Origin of the sequence: Hydrogenophaga sp. (assembly GCF_051858985.1) — a bacterium.
Classification (GTDB): domain Bacteria; phylum Pseudomonadota; class Gammaproteobacteria; order Burkholderiales; family Burkholderiaceae_C; genus Hydrogenophaga.
In genome coordinates this window covers 627,234-645,608 of sequence record NZ_JBHYGM010000001.1, presented here as the reverse complement: position 1 = coordinate 645,608, position 18,375 = coordinate 627,234, and the positions used below count along the sequence as shown (strand labels likewise).

General features: G+C 66.7%; 14 protein-coding genes. 9 read left to right on the top strand and 5 right to left on the bottom strand.

Going from position 1 to position 18,375, the window contains the following annotated elements:
* Positions 1-247: 247 nt before the first annotated feature.
* Positions 248-3,349 (bottom strand): Rne/Rng family ribonuclease, encoded by a 3,102-nt coding sequence (locus tag ACTIEY_RS03115; protein WP_439517636.1) that lies wholly within the window; start codon positions 3,347-3,349, stop codon positions 248-250.
* Positions 3,350-3,944: 595 nt separating this feature from the next.
* Here ACTIEY_RS03115 and ACTIEY_RS03110 point away from each other — a divergent pair.
* The 3 genes from ACTIEY_RS03110 to ACTIEY_RS03100 all read left to right on the top strand — a co-directional run bounded on the left by ACTIEY_RS03110 (position 3,945) and on the right by ACTIEY_RS03100 (position 5,880).
* Positions 3,945-4,937 (top strand): RluA family pseudouridine synthase, encoded by a 993-nt coding sequence (locus tag ACTIEY_RS03110; RefSeq protein WP_439517635.1) that lies wholly within the window; start codon positions 3,945-3,947, stop codon positions 4,935-4,937.
* Positions 4,938-5,005: 68 nt separating this feature from the next.
* Entirely contained in the window at positions 5,006-5,314 is a 309-nt protein-coding gene (locus tag ACTIEY_RS03105; protein WP_439517634.1) for an H-NS histone family protein, read from the top strand.
* A 68-nt stretch (positions 5,315-5,382) separates the two neighbouring features.
* The gene (locus tag ACTIEY_RS03100) at positions 5,383-5,880 is read left to right on the top strand and encodes a low molecular weight protein-tyrosine-phosphatase (RefSeq protein WP_439517633.1); all 498 of its coding nucleotides are present in this window, start codon (positions 5,383-5,385) and stop codon (positions 5,878-5,880) included.
* Here the strand turns inward: ACTIEY_RS03100 and ACTIEY_RS03095 are convergent.
* From ACTIEY_RS03095 to ACTIEY_RS03085, 3 genes are all read right to left on the bottom strand, one after another.
* Positions 5,867-7,552, bottom strand: a complete 1,686-nt coding sequence (locus ACTIEY_RS03095; protein ID WP_439517632.1) for an AMP-binding protein — start codon at positions 7,550-7,552, stop codon at positions 5,867-5,869. The two genes, ACTIEY_RS03100 and ACTIEY_RS03095, sit on opposite strands and share 14 nt — an antisense overlap.
* 93 nt (positions 7,553-7,645) lie before the next feature.
* Positions 7,646-8,446 carry a 2-keto-4-pentenoate hydratase gene (locus tag ACTIEY_RS03090; protein ID WP_439517631.1) on the bottom strand — a complete coding sequence of 267 codons (801 nt, stop codon included), beginning with the start codon at positions 8,444-8,446 and terminating at the stop codon, positions 7,646-7,648.
* 14 nt (positions 8,447-8,460) lie between these two features.
* Entirely contained in the window at positions 8,461-9,393 is a 933-nt protein-coding gene (locus ACTIEY_RS03085) for a LysR family transcriptional regulator (RefSeq protein WP_439517630.1), read from the bottom strand.
* Positions 9,394-9,526: 133 nt separating this feature from the next.
* On the opposite strand from ACTIEY_RS03085, the gene ACTIEY_RS03080 reads away from it, so the two are divergent.
* Genes ACTIEY_RS03080 through ACTIEY_RS03055 form a run of 6 tightly spaced genes read left to right on the top strand, consistent with a single transcriptional unit; the run spans position 9,527 to position 16,862 of the window.
* Positions 9,527-11,674: a thiamine pyrophosphate-dependent enzyme gene (locus tag ACTIEY_RS03080; RefSeq protein WP_439517629.1), complete on the top strand. Its 2,148-nt coding sequence runs from the start codon at positions 9,527-9,529 to the stop codon at positions 11,672-11,674.
* Between the two features lie 3 nt (positions 11,675-11,677).
* Entirely contained in the window at positions 11,678-13,255 is a 1,578-nt protein-coding gene (locus ACTIEY_RS03075) for an indolepyruvate oxidoreductase subunit beta family protein (RefSeq protein WP_439517628.1), read from the top strand.
* A gap of 49 nt (positions 13,256-13,304) precedes the next feature.
* Complete coding sequence (locus ACTIEY_RS03070; RefSeq protein WP_439517627.1) at positions 13,305-14,336, top strand: TRAP transporter substrate-binding protein; 1,032 nt, start codon at positions 13,305-13,307, stop codon at positions 14,334-14,336.
* On the top strand, positions 14,336-14,842 hold the full coding sequence (locus ACTIEY_RS03065) for a TRAP transporter small permease (RefSeq protein WP_439517626.1): 507 nt from the start codon (positions 14,336-14,338) through the stop codon (positions 14,840-14,842). Before ACTIEY_RS03070 ends, ACTIEY_RS03065 begins: the two co-directional genes overlap by 1 nt.
* On the top strand, positions 14,832-16,133 hold the full coding sequence (locus ACTIEY_RS03060) for a TRAP transporter large permease (protein WP_439517625.1): 1,302 nt from the start codon (positions 14,832-14,834) through the stop codon (positions 16,131-16,133). Before ACTIEY_RS03065 ends, ACTIEY_RS03060 begins: the two co-directional genes overlap by 11 nt.
* A 24-nt stretch (positions 16,134-16,157) precedes the next feature.
* Positions 16,158-16,862, top strand: a complete 705-nt coding sequence (locus tag ACTIEY_RS03055) for an alpha/beta hydrolase (protein ID WP_439517624.1) — start codon at positions 16,158-16,160, stop codon at positions 16,860-16,862.
* Here ACTIEY_RS03055 and ACTIEY_RS03050 read toward each other — a convergent pair.
* Positions 16,850-18,253, bottom strand: a complete 1,404-nt coding sequence (locus ACTIEY_RS03050; protein WP_439517623.1) for a PLP-dependent aminotransferase family protein — start codon at positions 18,251-18,253, stop codon at positions 16,850-16,852. The genes ACTIEY_RS03055 and ACTIEY_RS03050 overlap by 13 nt on opposite strands.
* Between the last annotated feature and the right edge of the window lie 122 nt (positions 18,254-18,375).

Genomic DNA, 18,375 nt, shown 5'->3' with positions numbered 1-18,375 from the left:
CCCTGCGCCGCTGAGGCGGCTTCCCCTCTCTCTGGCGCTCCTGTCGGCGCTTGGGAGGGCGATGCCTGTGGCCCGGCGAAGCCGGTTGCACGGCATCCCTGGACGCAGGCACGAGCGCCGGAGAGAGATGCTACTCACCCAGAGACAGCAAGGGTCCGGCTCCGCCGGCCCAAGCTGTCGTCCCCCTTCCAAGCGCCGACAGGAGCGCCAGAGAGGGGGGCCGCCTCAGCGGCGCAGGGGGGTGCTTCTAGCTCTCGAACGGAAGCGTCATGGACCGCAGGTCCTTGCGCGTCTCCACCAGCACCAGCGGACCTTCGTCGATCACGACTGGTGGACGTGGCTCGCGAGGCACGTGGATGGGCTTGGGTTCGGCGGCAATGGCCGCTTGCACCTGAGCCACCTTCTGGGCGTCGGAGTTGACCCATTCCAGACCGCTGGCCTGCGCCACCTGTTGCAGTTCGTCGATGGACAGCGCGTAGCTCTGCACCTTGGGAAGCGCGCGCGCGGCCGGCGCTGCGGGTGCCTGGGCCACTGGCGCCGCCACCGGGGCTGGGCGTGGCGCTGCCACGGGAGCGCGAGGCGCCCGTGGTGCGGCCGCTTCGATCGGAGCCGCAGCCTGCACAGGGGCTACCTGCGGGGCTTGCACCGGCGCCAGGGCGGGTGCGACTGCTGCCACCGGCGCCACCGGTTCTGCGGCGGGTGCTTGCGTGGCCGCCGGTGCGGCCTCGGGCGTGGGCACGCTGAAGTAGCTGCGCACAGGTGCTTCATAGGCCGAAGCGTCCGCTTCCTCGGCCGCCGAGCCATAGGCCATCGGTTGCGTCACCGGAGCATCCGGGTCGGCTTCGGCCGGTGCCTGTGTCTCACGCGGTGCGCGTTCGCGGCGGTCACGGCCATAGCGATCGCGGTTGCGGTTGCGGCCGTTGCGTGGTGCGCCGGCTTCACCATCGGCTTCACGGGGCGCGGTGTCTTCAACCGTTTCCGTGCTGCCACCTTCCTGAGGCAACGCGTCGGTGGTTTCCGGGCGCGTCATGCCTTCCTGCGGTTGCTCGCCCCCCTGGCGACGGCGGTTGTCGCCCCGCGGGCGCCGCTCGCGGCGTTGTCCCTCGGCTTGCTCCGTCTGGCCCTCTCCGTCGGGAGCACCCATCGGCAACGCGGCGGTGTTGACACCAGCCGCTTCCACCGGAGCCGCGTCGCGGCGGCCTTCGCCGCGACCTTCACGGCGATTGCGACCTTCACCCCGACCTTCACCTCGGCCTTCACCGCGGTTGTCGGTGCGACCTTCGGCACGACCCTCGCCCCTCGGTTCACCGCGACGTCCGTCACCACGGCCTTCGCCCCGGCCCTCGACAGGGCGCCCTTCGCCCCGGCCTTCCACCGGGCGGCCTTCGCCACCCCGGCCATTGCGGTTGCCTTCGCGGCCTTCGCGCGAGCCACGGCTGTCGGCGCCGTTGCGGCCACCGCGTCCACGGCCATCGCGCCCGCCGTCGCGACCACCTTCACGGCGACCCTCGGCACGCTCCTCCCGCGCGCCGGGCTTGCCGGTGGCGGGTGACACCACGATCGGTGCGGCCGGCTTGGCCACCACCGGTTCAGCACCGAACAGACTCTTGAGCCAGCCGAAGAAGCCTTTTTCAGCCGGCGCGGGCGCTGGTGCCACCGGCGCGGGCCGAGCCACCACAGGCGCGGCTGCGGCGACCACCGGAGCCGCTGCGGCCACCTCGGGGCGGGGCGCAGCCACCGGTGCCGGACCATCGGGCAGCACGCCCTTGATCACCGGCTCCTGCTTGTTGGTGCGCTCCTGGCTGCGGCGCGTGAAGCTGGCCACGTCGTCGACTTCCTCGGCCATCTTGTAGCTGGCGTCCAGGTTGTCCAGGCGCGGGTCGTCGTGCTTGAGTCGCTCGAGCTTGTAGTTGGGCGTGTCGAGCGACTTGTTGGGCACCAGCAGCACGCTGATGCGCTGCTTGAGTTCGATTTTGGTGATCTCGGTGCGCTTTTCGTTGAGCAGGAAGCTGGCCACTTCGACCGGCACCTGCACCAGCACGGCGGCCGTGCTGTCCTTGAGCGACTCCTCTTGGATGATGCGCAGGATCTGCAGCGCCGAGCTTTCCGTGTCGCGGATGTGGCCCGAGCCACCGCAGCGCGGGCAAGGGATGGACGCGCCTTCGTTGAGTGCGGGCTTCAGACGCTGGCGGCTCATTTCAAGCAGGCCGAACTTGCTGATGGCGCCGAACTGCACGCGGGCGCGATCCTGGCGCAGCGCATCGCGCAGGCGGTTTTCCACTTCGCGGCGGTTCTTCGACTCTTCCATGTCGATGAAGTCGATCACGATGAGGCCACCGAGGTCGCGCAGGCGGGCCTGGCGCGCCACTTCATCGGCGGCCTCCAGGTTGGTGCGCGTGGCGGTTTCCTCGATGTCGCCGCCCTTGATGGCGCGCGCCGAGTTCACGTCCACCGCCACGAGAGCTTCGGTCTGGTCGATGACGATGGCACCGCCCGAGGGCAGGTTCACGGTGCGGCTGTAGGCGGTTTCGATCTGGTGTTCGATCTGGAAGCGCGAGAACAGGGGTGCGTCATCGCGGTAGCGCTTCACGCGGTGACCGTGCTCGGGCATCACGTGGCTCATGAACTGGTGAGCCTGTTCGAAGATGTCGTCGGTGTCGATCAGGATCTCACCGATGTCGCTGTTGAAGTAGTCGCGGATCGCGCGGATCACGAGGCTGGATTCCTGGTAGATCAGGAAGGCGCCCTTGGCACCTTTGGTGGCGCCATCGATGGCGTTCCACAGCTTGAGCAGGTAGTTCAGATCCCACTGCAGTTCGGCGGCGTCGCGGCCAATGCCGGCGGTGCGCGCGATGATGCTCATGCCATTGGGGTATTCGAGCTGGTCGAGCGCCTGCTTGAGTTCCTGGCGGTCTTCGCCCTCGATGCGCCGGCTCACGCCGCCGCCGCGCGGGTTGTTCGGCATCAGCACGACATAGCGGCCGGCCAGGCTCACGAACGTGGTGAGGGCCGCGCCCTTGTTGCCGCGCTCTTCCTTTTCCACCTGGACCAGCAGCTCCTGGCCTTCCTTGATCACGTCGTTGATGCGCGCCTGGTTGACCGAAACGCCGGCGGCGAAATACTGACGCGAGATTTCCTTGAACGGCAGGAAGCCGTGCCGTTCCTCGCCGTAGTCGACGAAGCAGGCCTCCAGGGAGGGCTCCACGCGCGTGACCACGGCCTTGTAGATGTTGCCCTTGCGCTGTTCGCGCCCTTCGATTTCGATTTCGTAGTCGAGCAGTTTCTGCCCGTCCACGATCGCCAGCCGGCGCTCTTCGGCCTGCGTGGCGTTGATCAACATGCGTTTCATGATGCGTTTCCTTCGTTCCAGCACACAACAGCGCACGGGCCATGGGGCCCGAGGCGCCAACTCGCCATGAACCAGCGGGAAAAGCGAACGAAGGAAGGAATTGCCGGAGAGCCGTTGACCCGCGATTCGCGGGAGGCGTTCAACACAGGCGGGCACCGAGGTGCCGCGCGTCGAACCGCCGGGTCAGGGCGTAGGCGCGTGGAGTTGGGTGAACAGGGATGGCTCGATGGCTGTCAGGGACATGGATCTGGCCGGTCTCACTCTGGTTTCACTTGTGTCCTCACCCAGCCTCATTCCGGGGCTGGGCGATTGGGGTATTCCGTATTCGGGTTCGCGTTTTCTTCAGCGGATTCGCCCGCAGCGTCGACCGATCCGGTGCCCTGCCTGGATTCACGCTCAAATGCGTCAGGCGGGGCGCCAGACCCGGGTGCTGAGGGTGGCAACCAACCCGTGTATGGCCTCTTGCCCGGCAAGATCAGGCCTCTGCCCACAGTGACTGGCTTAAACTCAAAGCAAATCAATCACTTACGGCACACGACGGGTGTGGCGCATTATAGTCAGCTCCCCGCCCGTTGTGGTGGCTTAATTCCGCACCATGTCCAGCCAGCCGCACCCAGCGGAAGTCCGACAGATCACGGTCGATGAAGAGTCGGCCGGTCAGCGTCTGGACAATTTCCTGATTCGCATGCTCAAGGGTGTGCCCAAATCGCACATCTACCGCATCATCCGGTCGGGCGAAGTTCGTCGCAACAAAGGCCGGGTGGGCGCCGATGACCGCGTGGCGGCGGGTGATGTCCTTCGCATTCCACCGATTCGCCTTTCAGAGCGCGCCGAGGAAAAGGCAGCGCATCCGGCGCCGCCGCGCGAATTCCCGCTGATCCACGAGGACGATGCGTTTCTGGCCATCGACAAACCCGCCGGCGTGGCGGTGCATGGCGGCAGCGGCGTGAGCTTCGGCGTGATTGAACAAATCCGCCAGGCGCGGCCCCAGGCCCGGTTTCTTGAATTGGTTCATCGGCTCGACCGCGAAACGAGCGGCTTGCTGCTGATTGCAAAGAAGAAGAGCGCGCTCACGGCGTTGCAGGACCAATTCCGGGAGCGCTCCACGGGGAAAACCTATCTGGCACTGGTCAAAGGTGCATGGCCGGCGCGCTTGAAAGTGCTCGATCAACCCTTGCACAAATTCCTGCTGCCCGACGGGGAGCGGCGGGTGCGGGTGACCAGCAAGGACGACCCCGACGGCATGCGCTCGGTCACGCTGGTGAAAGTGGCGTCTCGATTGGAGGCTACCCCGGTGCTGAGCGGAGTCTCGCCGGAGGGTTTCTCCCTGCTGGAGGTCACCATCAAGACCGGGCGCACGCACCAGATCCGCGTCCATCTTGCCAGCGCAGGCCACCCGATTGCGGGTGACGACAAATACGGGGATTTCGAACTCAATCGGCAATTGCAACGCTCGGGATTGAAGCGCATGTTTCTTCACGCGTGGCGCCTCGCATTGGCGCACCCCCTCACGTCGGCGCCCATCGAGTTACAAAGTGAATTACCTTCGGATCTGCAGGGTTGGGTGACCACCCTCAAACCTCTTTAGAATCCCTTTTGCATCGTTGGGATGCATCAGATCAATTCAGCAGCGACTCCAAATAAAAGGACATTCACATGGCAACGTATTCCGAACTGATGGCGCAAGCCCAGAACCTGATGGCGCAAGCCGAGCAGGCGCGCAAGAATGAGATTTCTTCCGTGATTGCCGATATCAAGGCCAAGATGAAGCAATTCGGCATTACCACCGCCGACCTCGGCGGCAGCACGGCAACTGGCAAGAAGGCCGGCAAATCCAAATCGGGTGCGCCGGCCAAGTACCGTGGCCCGAATGGCGAACTCTGGGCCGGCGGCCCGGGCCGCAAGCCGGAATGGGTTCGCGCCGTGCTGGCCTCGGGCAAGAGCCTGGACAGCTACCTCATCTGAAGCACCATATCTCTGTGCACCGCAAGGCCCGCCTCTGGCGGGCCTTGTCGTTTGGTACCCTCCACGGCATGTTTCGAATACTCCTGGTCTGCATGGGCAACATCTGCCGCTCTCCCCTGGCCGAGAGCGTGATGCACGCCGAACTGGCCCGCCTGCAACTGGCGCCCGAGGTGGAAGTGGATTCGGCGGGCACCTACGCAGGTCGCCAGGGTGAGAAGGCGGATGCGCGCGCCATTGAGGTGGCCCGCTCGCGCGGCTACCGCCAGATCGACCAGCAGCGTGCGCGGCGTGTGCGCGCGGAGGATTTCGAGGCTTTCGACCTGATCCTGGCCATGGACCGGCTGAACCTGAGTCACCTGGAGCGGGAGTGCCCCCCTGCGCATCGGCACAAGCTTCACCTGTTCCTGGCTTACGCCGGCATCCAGGCACCGGAAGAAGTGCCCGACCCATACTACGGGAACATGGACGGCTTCTCGACGGTGCTGGATTTGTGCGAGCAGGGCAGCCAGGGCGTGCTCCAGCGCGTGGCGCGGGAGCGGGCCTGGCCCGGCGTCACTGCCAGATGACTTTCTTGCCTGACGACTCCCACGCTTCGTAGTTCTTCGCGTAGAGGTCCTCGATTCGGTTGCGCTTGACCTTGAAGGTCGGCGTGATGATGTCGTTGTCGACCGTCCAGGCGGTGGTGACCACCACCAGGCATTGCAGCTGTTCGTGCGGGTCCAGCGTGGTGTTGATGGCCTTGAGGTGGCCGGCGAGCGAGGTTTCCAGCTCGGCGCGGGCGCCAGCGTCCGCCGTGCGCGCGACCGCATCGGCGTTGAGCATCACGATGCCCAGCGGCTGGCCCAGGTTGGCGCCCGTGACCACGCAGGCCTCCACCGCGTCGTGCATGACCAGCTTGTCTTCGATGGGCGCTGGCGCCACGTACTTGCCTTTGCCGGTCTTGAAGAGATCCTTCACGCGTCCCGTGATGCGCAGCAGGCCTTGCGCGTCGATGCTGCCCTTGTCGCCGGTCTTGAGCCAGCCGTCCTCGGTGAAGCACTCGCGGCTTTTTTCGGGCTCCTTGTAGTAGCCCATCATGAGCGCCTGGCTGAGCATCTGCACTTCGCCGGTCTGCGGGTCCAGGCGATGCTGCACGCCTTCGTACACAGGGCCGACGGTACCCTGCTGATTCTTGCCGGGTTCGGTGATGTGGGAGAGCGCCAGGTTCTCCGTCATGCCGTAGCCTTCGTTGATGTTCAGGCCCAGCTTGCTGTACCACTGCAGCAAGGCAATGGGCATGGGGGCTGCGCCACCGGCCGCAAACTTGCACTGGTCCAGGCCCAGCGCCTTCATCACCTTCTTTCGAACGATGCCACCCAGGATGGGAATGCCCAGCAACCGGTTGAGCTTGGCGGGCGGCATCTTCTGGTGGATGCCTTGCTGGAATTTCACCCACAGGCGCGGTACCGAGAAGAAGATGGTGGGGCGGGCGCGCTGCAGATCGGCGGTGAAGGTGTCGAGCGATTCGGCGAAATACACGTGCATGCCGGTGCGCATCCAGCCGTGTTCGACGAGCATGCGTTCGACCACGTGGGCCAGCGGCAGGTACGACAGCATGCGGTCTTCGCCCGACATCGGAATGCGCTTGAGGCCCGCATCGAGCGCCCAGGCGAAGTTGCCGAAGCTGTGCATCACGCCCTTGGGCATGCCGGTGGTGCCGGAGGTGTAGATAAGGGTGGCGAGGTCGTTGCCGTCGCGCACGGGCTGGCCGTGCAGCGGCGCGCTGCGCGCGCAGATGGCATCCCAGCTCTCGTAGCTGCGCACGGCGTCATCGGGCGACAGGGCGTAGCTGATGCAGGGCATGCCGGCAGGTACGCCCGGCTTCATGCCTTCCCAGCCGTCGAGCTTGCCGACAAAGCAGGCTTTGGCTTCGCTGTGCGTGAGGATCTGGCGCACGGTCTCGGGGGCCAGGGTGGGATAGAGCGGCACCGACACGTGGCCGGCCATCCAGATGGCGAGGTCGCTCATCATCCACCAGGCGCAGTTCTTGGAGAGGATGGCCACCTTCGAGCCGGGCTCCCAGCCCTGCGATTGCAGGTGCGTGGCCATGCGGCGCACCTGCTCGCCGATCTGGCCCCAGGTGAAGTCCTGCACCGCGCCACCTCCCATGGGTTGCGTGAGGGCCACCCGATTGGGCGCAGTTTTCTCCCAGTGGTAGAGGCGCTGCAGGGCCAGCAGTTCAGGCGCGACTTGGCTCATTGGATCTGTCTCCGTTTTTGAATGCGAACTGGCGAATCTACCCCGTGCACGCTTGCCTGTTTAGAGGGGTTTACCTGCAAGCAGCGTGGCCCATCAGTCGGTGAAGCGCACCGAGAGGCTGTTGAGCGGTGCGGAAAAGTCGGCCGACCATGTCTGGCCCGGCTGCACGGGCCAGGCATCGGTCCAGGTGCCCGTGGTGACGACATCGCCCGCGTGCAGATCGGGCGCCCCGGGGCAGGCCCGCAGCGTGTTGACGAAGTGAAGCAGGGCGCGCAGCGGGCTGTCGAGCACGTTGGCGCCCTGGCCTTGATCGACGGTTTGGTCGCCCTGGCGCAGTGACGCGGTCGCGCTGGAGAGCTGTACATCCAGTGCGGATGCGCTGTCGGCGAGTTCGCGCAGCGGCGTGCGCTGGCCCACCAGCAGGCGCGCATGCAGCGCGCCATCGGCCACGGTGTCGGCCGGCAGGAACTTCCAGTCCGCGAGGTGCGACTGGACGATCTCGAATCCAGGGGCCATCCACTCGATGGCATCGAACAACTGGTCCAGTGTGGCGCAACGTGCAGGCGTGGCCCTCATGCCGAAAACGATCTCGGGCTCCAGACGCGGCTGGCAGGTGCGGGCGAGCGACACGGTGCCTTCGCCTTCGCAGAAGCTGAGCGTGGTGTCCCACACCGTGCCCCAGATGGGCGCGAACACGTTGTACCGCGGCCAGATGGTGCGGTTGGTGAACCCCACCTTGAAGCCGCGCGGTTGTTCGCCACGCGCGACGCGCAACTGCCTCACATCGAGCTGGCGCGCGTAAGCGGCTTCGAGGTCGAAGGTGGCGTCGGCGCTGAGCGGGGCGGGCCACAGGCTGCCCTGGTCCAGGTGGTCGATGAGGGTCTGGGGTGTCATGGATCGCATCATATTCACGACACGCCCTTGGCGCGTCCGAACAGGCGGTGCACCTGGGCACGAATCCACTGATGGGCCGGATCGCGAGCGGTGCTCTCGTGCCAGACCAGGCGCACCTCGTAGCTGGGTGCGGCGGCGCGCGGCAACTCCCACACGCGCAGATCGCGCCGCTGTCCCAGGTTGGCGGCGTACATCTGCGGCACGATGGTGAGCAGGTCGGTGTTGAGCGCGAGCTCTGGCAACGCACCGAAGTGGCGGGCGCGCAGCACGATGCGTTCGGACAGCTTCATGCGCAGCAGCATTTTCTCGACGCTGCCATGAAAGGTGGCGGTGGGCGAGGCCACCACCAGAGAGGCCTCGCCGAGCTGGCGGGCGCTCAGCGTGCGGCCGACCTTGCCCGACCGGGGCCGCCAGTCGGTTGAGGTCAGGGCCACATAGTGTTCGCGGAACAGGAGGTCGGAACGCACACCGCGGTGGCGCGGTTGCAGGATGCCGATGGCGAAGTCGATGTCGCGCGATTCGAGCGCGGCCGGCACGTCCTCGGCCGCGACCGAGACGTTCGTCAGGTGCGCCTGAGGCGCCTGCTGGCGCAGCGTGGCCGCCAGTTCGGGCAGGAACATGATCTCCCCCAGGTCCGACAACGACAGGCGCCAGCGCATCTCGGTGCTCGCGGGATCGAACTGGTCGCGGACCATCACGGCGCCTTCCAGCAACTGCAACTGCACCTGAACCTCGGGCGCCAGCCGCTCGCACAGGCGCGTGGGCTTGAGGCCGCGCGGAGAGCGCACGAACAGGTCGTCCTGGAAGTACTCGCGCAGGCGCGCCAGTGCGTTGCTGGTGGCGGGTTGCGAGAGCGCCAGCGCCTTGCCGGCGGCCGTCACCGAGCCGCTGCGGTGGATGGCGACCAGCACGCGCAGCAGATTGAGATCGAGTTGGCGGAAGTTCATTGCAAGGCCCTGGAACGGCTCTAAGGGTTCACCCGAATTATCGGTTTCATGAATGTGCCACATCCGATCAATCCATTGGTCAGATAGCGGGCAGTCGCCTAAATTCCCCTACATAACGACTGGAGACCCACGATTGGAACGTTCATTTCACAGCGAGATTGAAGCGCTGAAGCTCGGCAACGGCGAGACCTTCCATGGCGAGGGCATCCTGGCGGTGACCAAGGCCTTGCTGCAGTCCGGCGTGACCTACGTGGGTGGCTACCAGGGCTCTCCCATCTCCCACCTGCTCGATGTCATGGTGCAGGCCAAGCCCTACATGGACGAACTCGGCGTGCATGTGGAAGCCTGCACCAACGAGAGTTCTGCCGCCGCGATGCTGGCGGCGTCGATCATGTACCCGGTGCGTGGCGCAGTAACCTGGAAATCGGTCGTGGGCACCAACGTGGCCTCCGATGCGCTGTCCAACCTGGCATCGCCCGGCGTGATGGGGGGTGCGCTCATCGTGGTCGGCGAAGACTACGGCGAAGGCGCCAGCGTCATCCAGGAACGCACCCATGCGTTTGCGCTCAAGTCCGCGCTCTGGCTCATGGACCCGCGCCCCAACCTGCCCACCATCGTGCGCATGGTCGAGAAGGCGTTCGAGCTCTCCGAAGCGTCGAACACGCCGGTGATGATGGAGTTGCGCATCCGCGCCTGCCACGTGCAGGGCAGCTTTGTGGCGAGTGACAACATCGCCCCCGCGATCTCCAGCCGGCATCTCCAGCAGGAGGCGGCCGGCTTCAGCTACGACCGGCTCTCGCACCCGCCTTCCACCTTCCGGCACGAGAAGCACAAGTACGAAGTGCGCATGCCGGCGGCGCGCCAGTTCATTGCCCAGGCCGGGCTCAACGAACTGTTCGATGGCGAGCACGCCGAGGTCGGCCTGATCGTGCAGGGGGGCCTGTACAACACCACCATCCGGGCGCTGCAGCAGGCTGGCCTTGCCGATGCGAATGGCGACACCCGCCTGCCGATGCTGGTGCTCAACGTGGTGTATCCGCTGGTGCCCGACCAGATCGCCGCGTTCGCTGCAGGCAAGCGCGCGGTGCTGGTGATCGAGGAAGGCCAGCCCGAATTCATCGAGCAGGAGATCGCCACGCTGTTGCGCCGCGCCGACCTGCAGACGCGTCTGCACGGCAAGGACCTGCTGCCCATGGGTGGTGAGTACACCGCCGAGATCCTCCTCAAGGGCATCACGGAGTTTGTGGATCGTCATGTGCCGACGGTGGACACGTCGGCGGCGAAGACTTTTGGCACCGAGCTGGTGGAAGTGCGCCAGCGCGCCCTGGCCGAACTCGGTGGCGGCGTGCCGGCGCGCCCGCCCAACTTCTGCACCGGCTGCCCGGAGCGGCCAGTGTTTGCGGCGCTCAAGCTGGTCGAGCGCGATGTCGGCAAGCTGCACATCTCCACCGACATCGGCTGCCATTCCTTTGCCACCTTCGAGCCGTTTTCGTTCGGCAACTCCATCCTCGGCTACGGCATGAGCATGGCGTCGAGTGCGGCCGTGAAGAACTTTTCCGCCAAGCGCCCGATCGCCATCATGGGTGATGGTGGCTTCTGGCACAACGGCCTGCTCTCGGGCGTGAGCTCCACCCTGCTCAACCAGGGCGACGGTGTGCTGGTGATCATGAAGAACGGCTACACCTCGGCCACCGGCACGCAGGAGACGATGTCGTCGCCCATGTCCGAGGCCAAGCGCGTGGCCGAAGGATCGAGCGCCACGGCCCACGAGATGACGATCGAGAACACGCTCAAGGGCATGGGCGTGAAGTGGGTCAAGACGGTGCACAACTACCGCGTCTCGAAGGTGCGGGATCTCTTGAAGGAGGCGGTCAACTCGCCGTTCATGGGCCTGAAGGTGGTGATTGCCGAGGGCGAATGCCAGCTCGAGCGGCAGCGCCGCCTCAAGCCCATTCGCGCCCGCCGCCTGAAGGAAGGGCTGCGCAGCGTGCGCACGCGCTACGGCGTGGACGAGGACACCTGCACCGGCGACCATTCCTGCATCCGGTTGTCGGGTTGCCCCACACTGACGGTGAAGCCTTCCAGCGATCCGCTGCGCCGCGAGCCGGTGGCCCACGTCACCAACGGCTGCGTGGGCTGCGGCCTGTGTGGCGAAGTGGCCGATGCAGCCGTGCTCTGCCCGTCGTTCCACAAGATCGAGATCGTCACGCACCCGAGCTGGTGGGACCGCGTGACGGATCGCTTCAACCGCTTTTTCATCGGCCTGTTGCAGCCGGCCTGATCCATGACGACATCCCAAGACAATGCCTACGGCATCCTGATCGCCGCGCTCGGCGGCGAGGGCGGCGGTGTGCTGGCCGACTGGCTGGTGCAATGCGCGCGCATTCAGGGCCTGCCGGTGCAGGCCACCTCGGTGCCGGGTGTCGCGCAGCGCACCGGCGCCACCAGTTACTACATCGAGCTGCTTCGCGCGCCGCTGGCCGGTGGAGACCGACCGGTGTTCGGCCTCACGCCGGTGGCCGGCCGCGTGGACGTGGTGGTGGCCAGTGAGCTCCTGGAAGCTGCGCGCATGATCGAACGCGGGTTCGTCACGAACCGCACGACGCTGCTGGCATCCACCCACCGCGTGTACACCACGCTGGAGAAGATGCACATGGCCGACGGCCGTCAGGACCCGCAGCGCCTGGTGGGCGCGGCGCGTGCGCTGGCGCGCCAGACCGTCCTGTTTGACATGGAAGCGGTCACGGCGCGCAGCGGCACCGTGATCTCGGCGGTGATGTTCGGTGCGCTGGCGGGCGCGGGGGTGCTGCCGTGGCCGCGCGAGGTGTGTGAGGACGTGATCCGCGCATCGGGCAAAGGCGTGCAGGCCAGCCTGGCGGGCTTTTCTGCGGCGCATGACCAAGCGCAGCATCCTGCCACCGTGGTGCTGGAGGTGGCGAGCGACGCGCGTGCGGTGCTGGCCGATGCGAAGCTGCCGGCGCGCCTGCTGGAGGCCTGGACCGCGCGGCTGCAGGCATGGCCGCCCGCCGTGCAGACCCTTGCCGCACACGGTGCGCTGCGTTGCCGCGATTACCAGCACGATGGCTATGCCGCCGCGTACCTAGACCATGTACAGGCGTTGGTGGGTGTCTCCCCGCCAAAGGCTGGCGAAGCGCTGGAAGAGGCGGTGCGCCACCTGGCGTTGTGGATGTGTTTCGAAGACGTGATCCGCGTGGCCGACCTCAAGACCCGACGCAGCCGCTATGCCCGCGTGGCCAGCGAGGCTCAGGTCCGCAGCGGCGACATCGTGCGCGTCACCGAGCACTTCAAGCCCGGCATCGACGAAGTGGCCGCGGTGCTGCCGCGCTCGATGGGCGAGGGGCTGATGAAGCTGGCACAGCGGCGCGGCTGGCTGGGCAAGGCCCATGTCAGCATGCACATTCGCTCCACCAGCCTGTGGGGTTACCTCATGCTGCGCAGCCTGGCGCGCCTGCGCCCGCTGCGTCCACGCTCGCTGCGGTACGCGCAGGAACACGAGACGCTGGCCGCCTGGCTCGGCGCCATGCGACAGGTGTTGCCGCAATCGCCGGCGTTGGCCCTGGTGCTCGCGGGACTGCCCCAGGTGCTCAAGGGCTATGGCGACACCCAGGCCCGTGGTCGCCTGAACTATGCGCGCCTGTGGACGACGCACGTGGCGCCGGCGCTCGCCGGCACGCTCGATGCCGCCACGGCCGCCACTGCGCTGCGCGACGCGCTCAAGACCACGCTCGCCGACCCCGAGGGCAAACTCAACAGCGCGCACCGGCCCAGTGCCGGCGGCGCACAACCCGTGTTCTGGGCCGAGCGGCCCGGGCGCGAAAAAACCGTCACCCCCGCCGCATGAGCGCTCGCCGCCTGCGATTTCCCCCAGAAGACCTCACCAGGAGACAGACATGAAAAAAACCTTCCACCCCTCCCTTCGTGCCATTGCCGTGGCGGCCCTGTTGCTGGGTGCCGCTGGCGCGCAGGCGCAGGACAAGGCGGTCGAACTCAAGTTCGCCCACTGGCTGCCTGCCTCGCACCCCCTGGCCAAGCTCGGCTTCGAGCCGTGGGCCAAGTCGGTGGAAGCCGCTTCCAAGGGTTCGATCAAGGTCGCGCTGTTTCCTGCGCAGCAGCTCGGCAAGGCCGCCGACCACTACGACATGGCGCGCGACGGCATTGCAGAAATGACCTGGGTCAACCCGGGCTACCAGGCCGGCCGTTTCCCCATCGTGGCCGCCGGTGAACTGCCGTTCCTGATCGCCAAGCCGGGTCCTGGCTCCGCCGCGCTGGACCAGTGGTACCGCAAGTACGCCGCGGCCGAGATGAAGGACGTCAAGTTCTGTTTCGCGCATGTGCACGTGGGCACCTTCCACTCCAAGAAGCCCATCACCGAACCCGGTCAGCTCAAGGGGATGAAGATCCGTTCGGCCAACGGCACGGTGGCGCAGACGATGACGCTTCTGGGTGCGACCAACGTGCAGGTGTCGGCGCCCGAGTCGCGCGACGCGCTGGAAAAAGGCCTGGCCGATGCCATCACCTTCCCCTGGAATTCCATCGTCACCTTCGGCATCGACAAGGCCGTGAAGTTCCACAGCGACATGCGCCTCTACACCTCGGACTTCGTGTGGGTGATGAACAAGCCCTGGTACGACAAGCTGGCCGCTGGCCAGAAAAAGGTGATTGACGACCACTGCAACAACGAGTGGGCCGGCAAGGTCGGTGGCGCGTGGGGCGACGAGGAAGATTCGGGACAGGCCAAGCTGGAGAAGACCGCCGGCCACACCATCGTGCCGATCTCGGCCGCGCAACTCGACGTGTGGAAGAAGGCGGTGGAGCCGGTCTACATGCAGTGGGTCAAGGCAGCCGATGGCGTCGGCGTGCCCGGCCAGGCGGCGCTGGATGACCTGCGCAAGGAACTGGCAACGCGCAAGGCTTCCAACTGATGAAGCGGTTGTTCTCGGCCATCGAAACGGTGGCCGCGCTCACGCTCCTGCTGGTGGCGGTGCTGACCGCGGGCAACGTGCTGGTGCGCTACGCGTTCAGCACGCAGATCCCCGACTGGTTTGACGGCTCGCAGATGCTCCAGGGCATCGCCATGTTCTGGGGCATTGCGCTGGCCACGTACTACGGCACGCACATCGGTGTGGACATCGTGTGGGAGCACCTCAAGCCCGCAGGGCAGCGTCGTGTGGATCTGGTGGCCACCGCCGTCACCGCCGCCTTCATGATCCCGCTGGCCTGGATGGTGTGGGTGAAGGTGGCGGGCACCGGCAGCCAGGGCACCATGGACCTGCGGCTGCCGCTGCAATGGTTCTACAGCGTCGCTGCCGTGGGCGCCACGGTGGCCGCCGTGCTGGCGCTGGTGCGGCTGGTCCATCTGTGGCAGGGCCGCGCAGCTGCGCCCGAGCCCCTGGAAGAAGACGTGCCGGGAGCCGCCCATGGATCGTGATGTGGTGGCCCTGCTGGGCTTCGTGGCCATGTTCGGCCTCATGGCCATTCGTGTGCCGATCGGCATTGCCATGGGCATCGCGGGCGTGGGCGGGTTTGCGCTGCTCTCGGGGACCACACCGGCCTTGAACCTGCTGGCCAATGTGCCACTCTCGGTGCTGACCGATTACAACCTCAGCGTGATCCCGATGTTCATCCTCATGGGGGCGTTCGCGTCCCAGGCGGGCATGAGCACGGAGCTGTTCATGGCGGGGAGGGCGTGGCTGGGGCACAGGCGCGGTGGTCTTGCATTGGCATCCATCGCCGCTTGCGGCGGCTTCTCGGCCATCAACGGTTCGTCGGTGGCCACCGCCGCCACCATGACGCAGGTGGCCTTGCCGGAAATGCGGCGCGCGGGCTACAGCGCGGGCTTTTCCGCCGGGCTCATTGCCGCGGGCGGCACGCTCGGCATCATGATCCCGCCGTCCGTGATCCTGGTGCTCTACGGCATCATGACCGAGACCGACATCACCAAGCTCTTCGCAGCGGGCATCATCCCCGGCCTGATGGCGGTGGCCTTCTACAGCGTGGTGGTCGCGGTGGTGGCGCGGCTGCGGCCGGACGCGATGCCGCGTGGAGAAGTCCATGGCTGGGGCGAGCGGTTCGCCTCGCTTCGCTCGCTGTGGGCGGTGGTCCTGTTGTTCGTGTTCGTGCTCGGCGGCATCTATGGTGGCATCTTCACGGTGCAGGAAGCCGCGGGCGTGGGCGCCATCGGTACGCTGCTGATCGGCATGCTGCGCGGGCGGCTGCGCTGGCCCCAGATCCGCGCGGCACTCATTGGCGCGCTTCGGGTGTCCTCGGCCATCATGATGATCGTGGTGGGTGCCTACCTGTTCGGCTACTTCCTCACCATCACCCAGTTCACGCAGAACGCGGTGGAGTTCCTGGTGCACCTGCCGGTGGGGCCCTATGGGGTGCTGGCGCTCATCATGGTGGGCTACCTGATCCTTGGCGCGGTGATGGACGAGCTGGCCATGATCCTGCTCACCGTGCCCATCGTGTTCCCGGCCATGATGCAGCTCGGGTTCGACCCGGTCTGGTTCGGCGTGATCGTGGTGATGGCGGTGACCTTCGGCATGATCTGCCCACCCGTGGGCATGAACGTGTTCGTCATCAACTCCATCGCGCGCGACGTGCCGCTGGGCGCCATCTACAAGGGCACCATGCCCTTCATCGCGGTGGACGTGGTGCGCCTGCTGATCCTGTGCGCCTTTCCCGCGATCTCGCTGTGGTTACCGGGGTTCATCGAGTAGCGAGTGCGGCGTTATGCTGCTTCGATGAACACCACCTCGCTCGAACTCCTTGAACTCGTGAGCGGCGGCGACCCGGCCGCCGCACCGGTCGCTTCCATCATCGTGCTGCACGGCCTGGGCGCCGACGGCAACGACTTCGTGCCCATCGCACAGGAACTGGACCTTTCCGCCATCGGTCCGGTGCGCTTTGTGTTCCCGAGTGCGCCGGTGCGTCCGGTTTCGCTCAACGGCGGCTACCGCATGCGGGCGTGGTACGACATCTTTCCGCCACCCAGTCGGCCAGGCGCAGATCGGCCTGAAGACGAGCCCGGCCTGCGCGAAGCCGCTGCGCTGGTGCAGGGGCTGCTGGACCGCGAAGCCGCGCGCGGCGTGCCGCCCGGCCGCACGGTGCTCATGGGCTTCTCGCAAGGCTGCGCCATGACGCTGATGGTCGGCCTGCGCGCGCCGCAGCGCCTGGCCGGGCTGGCGGGCCTGTCCGGCTACCTGCCACTGGCCGGCACCACCGCGGCCGAACGCAGCCAGGCCAACCGCGACGTGCCGATCTTCCTCGCGCATGGCAAGCACGATCCCATGGTGGTGCTGGACCGCGGCGAAGCGACGCGCGACGTGCTGCAGTCGCTCGGCTACGACGTCGACTGGCACACCTACCCGATGGAGCACTCGGTGTGCGCCGAGGAGGTGCAGGACCTCAACGGCTGGCTGCTGCGCGTGCTGGCTCAGGCCGCCTGAAACAGCCGCAGGAAGCGTTCGTCGCTGGCGTAGGCCATGTTCACGCGCATGCGGGCGCGCTCGGAGTGGCGGTCCGGAAAGAACACCGAACCCGGTGAAATGAAGATGCCCAGCGCGGCCGCGCGCCGCACCAGCGCAATCTCGGACTCCCCGTGCGGGAGTTCGGCCCAGGCGTAGTAGCCGCCCGTGTAGGGCGAGAACAGCCGCAGCCCGGCGCGCTCCATCGCCGGAATCGACAGCCGTTGCGCCGCGTCCAGCCGCGCCTTGAGGCGCGTGAGATGACGGCGGTACTGGCCGCCGTCGATGAGCTGGCTGACCACGCGCTCCACGAAGTCCGAGGTGGAGACCAGCGTGACCATCTTGAGGTCGCACAGGTCGTTGATGGTGGCGCTCCGCCCGGCAATGAAACCCACGCGCAGGCCAGCCGACAGCGTCTTGGAAAAGCTGCTCACGTAGATCACGCGGTCCAGCTGGTCCAGCGCCGAGAGTCTCGGCGCGCTGGCGGGCATGAGGTCGGCGAACGGATCGTCTTCCACGATCTGCAAGTCGTGCTGCGCGGCGAGCTGCAGCAGCCGGTGCGCCTTGGCCAATGAGAGCGAGCCCCCGGTGGGGTTGTGCGCCAGCGACTGGGTGAAGAACACCTTGGGCCGGTGCGTGGCGGCCAGCGTGTGCAGGGCGTCGAGGTCGGGCCCGTCGGGCAGGCGCGGCACGCCCACCATCTCCACCTTGGCCAGTTTCAGTTTGCCGAACAACGGGTAGTACCCGGGCGAGTCCACCAGCACCACGTCGCCGGGCTGCAGCAACTGCCGCACGATCAGGTCGAGTGCGTGATTGGCGCCCTGGGTCAGCAGCACCTGGCGCGCGTCGGCCTGGATGGCGCGTTCGTGCAGCAGCCGCGCAATGGTCTGGCGCAGCGGCAGGTAGCCCCAGGGTGTGCCGTAGCCGTGTTCAAGCTGGCTCCAGGTGCTCGACCTCACGCCGCGCAGATGGCGGCCGAGTTCCGAACCCTCCATCCAGGAAGCCGGTGGCCGTCCATCGCCCACGCGCACCTCATAGTGCTGTTCCAGTTGCTCGCGCAGCAGCGAGACCACGTCCACCGCCTCGCTCAGGTGCGCCGCCGGCACCTGCGCGCGCGGGCCCGTGGCCTTGCGCGCAAAGTAGCCAGAGCCGGGGCGCGATTCCGCATAGCCCCGTGCGATGAGGCGGTTGTAGGCCTCCACCACGGTGTTGCGCGACAACGCTTCCTTGTCCGCGCAGTCGCGGATGGATCGCAGGCGTGCGCCCGCCGGTAGCAGGCCATGGTCGATGGCCAGCGCGATGCGCTTGACCAGTGCTTCCACCTTGGTGTCGGGGGAGGCGTTGTCGTCCGCGAGGGTGAGGGCGGTCTGCATGTCGCTGTCTCCATCATTCGAGGGGTACGGTTTCTCTGGCCGTCACCAAACTGTACCTATTTTGGGCCCATGCGGTCGATACACTTTGTCCGTCGTCGCCCCAACCGGCGACACCACCGCCC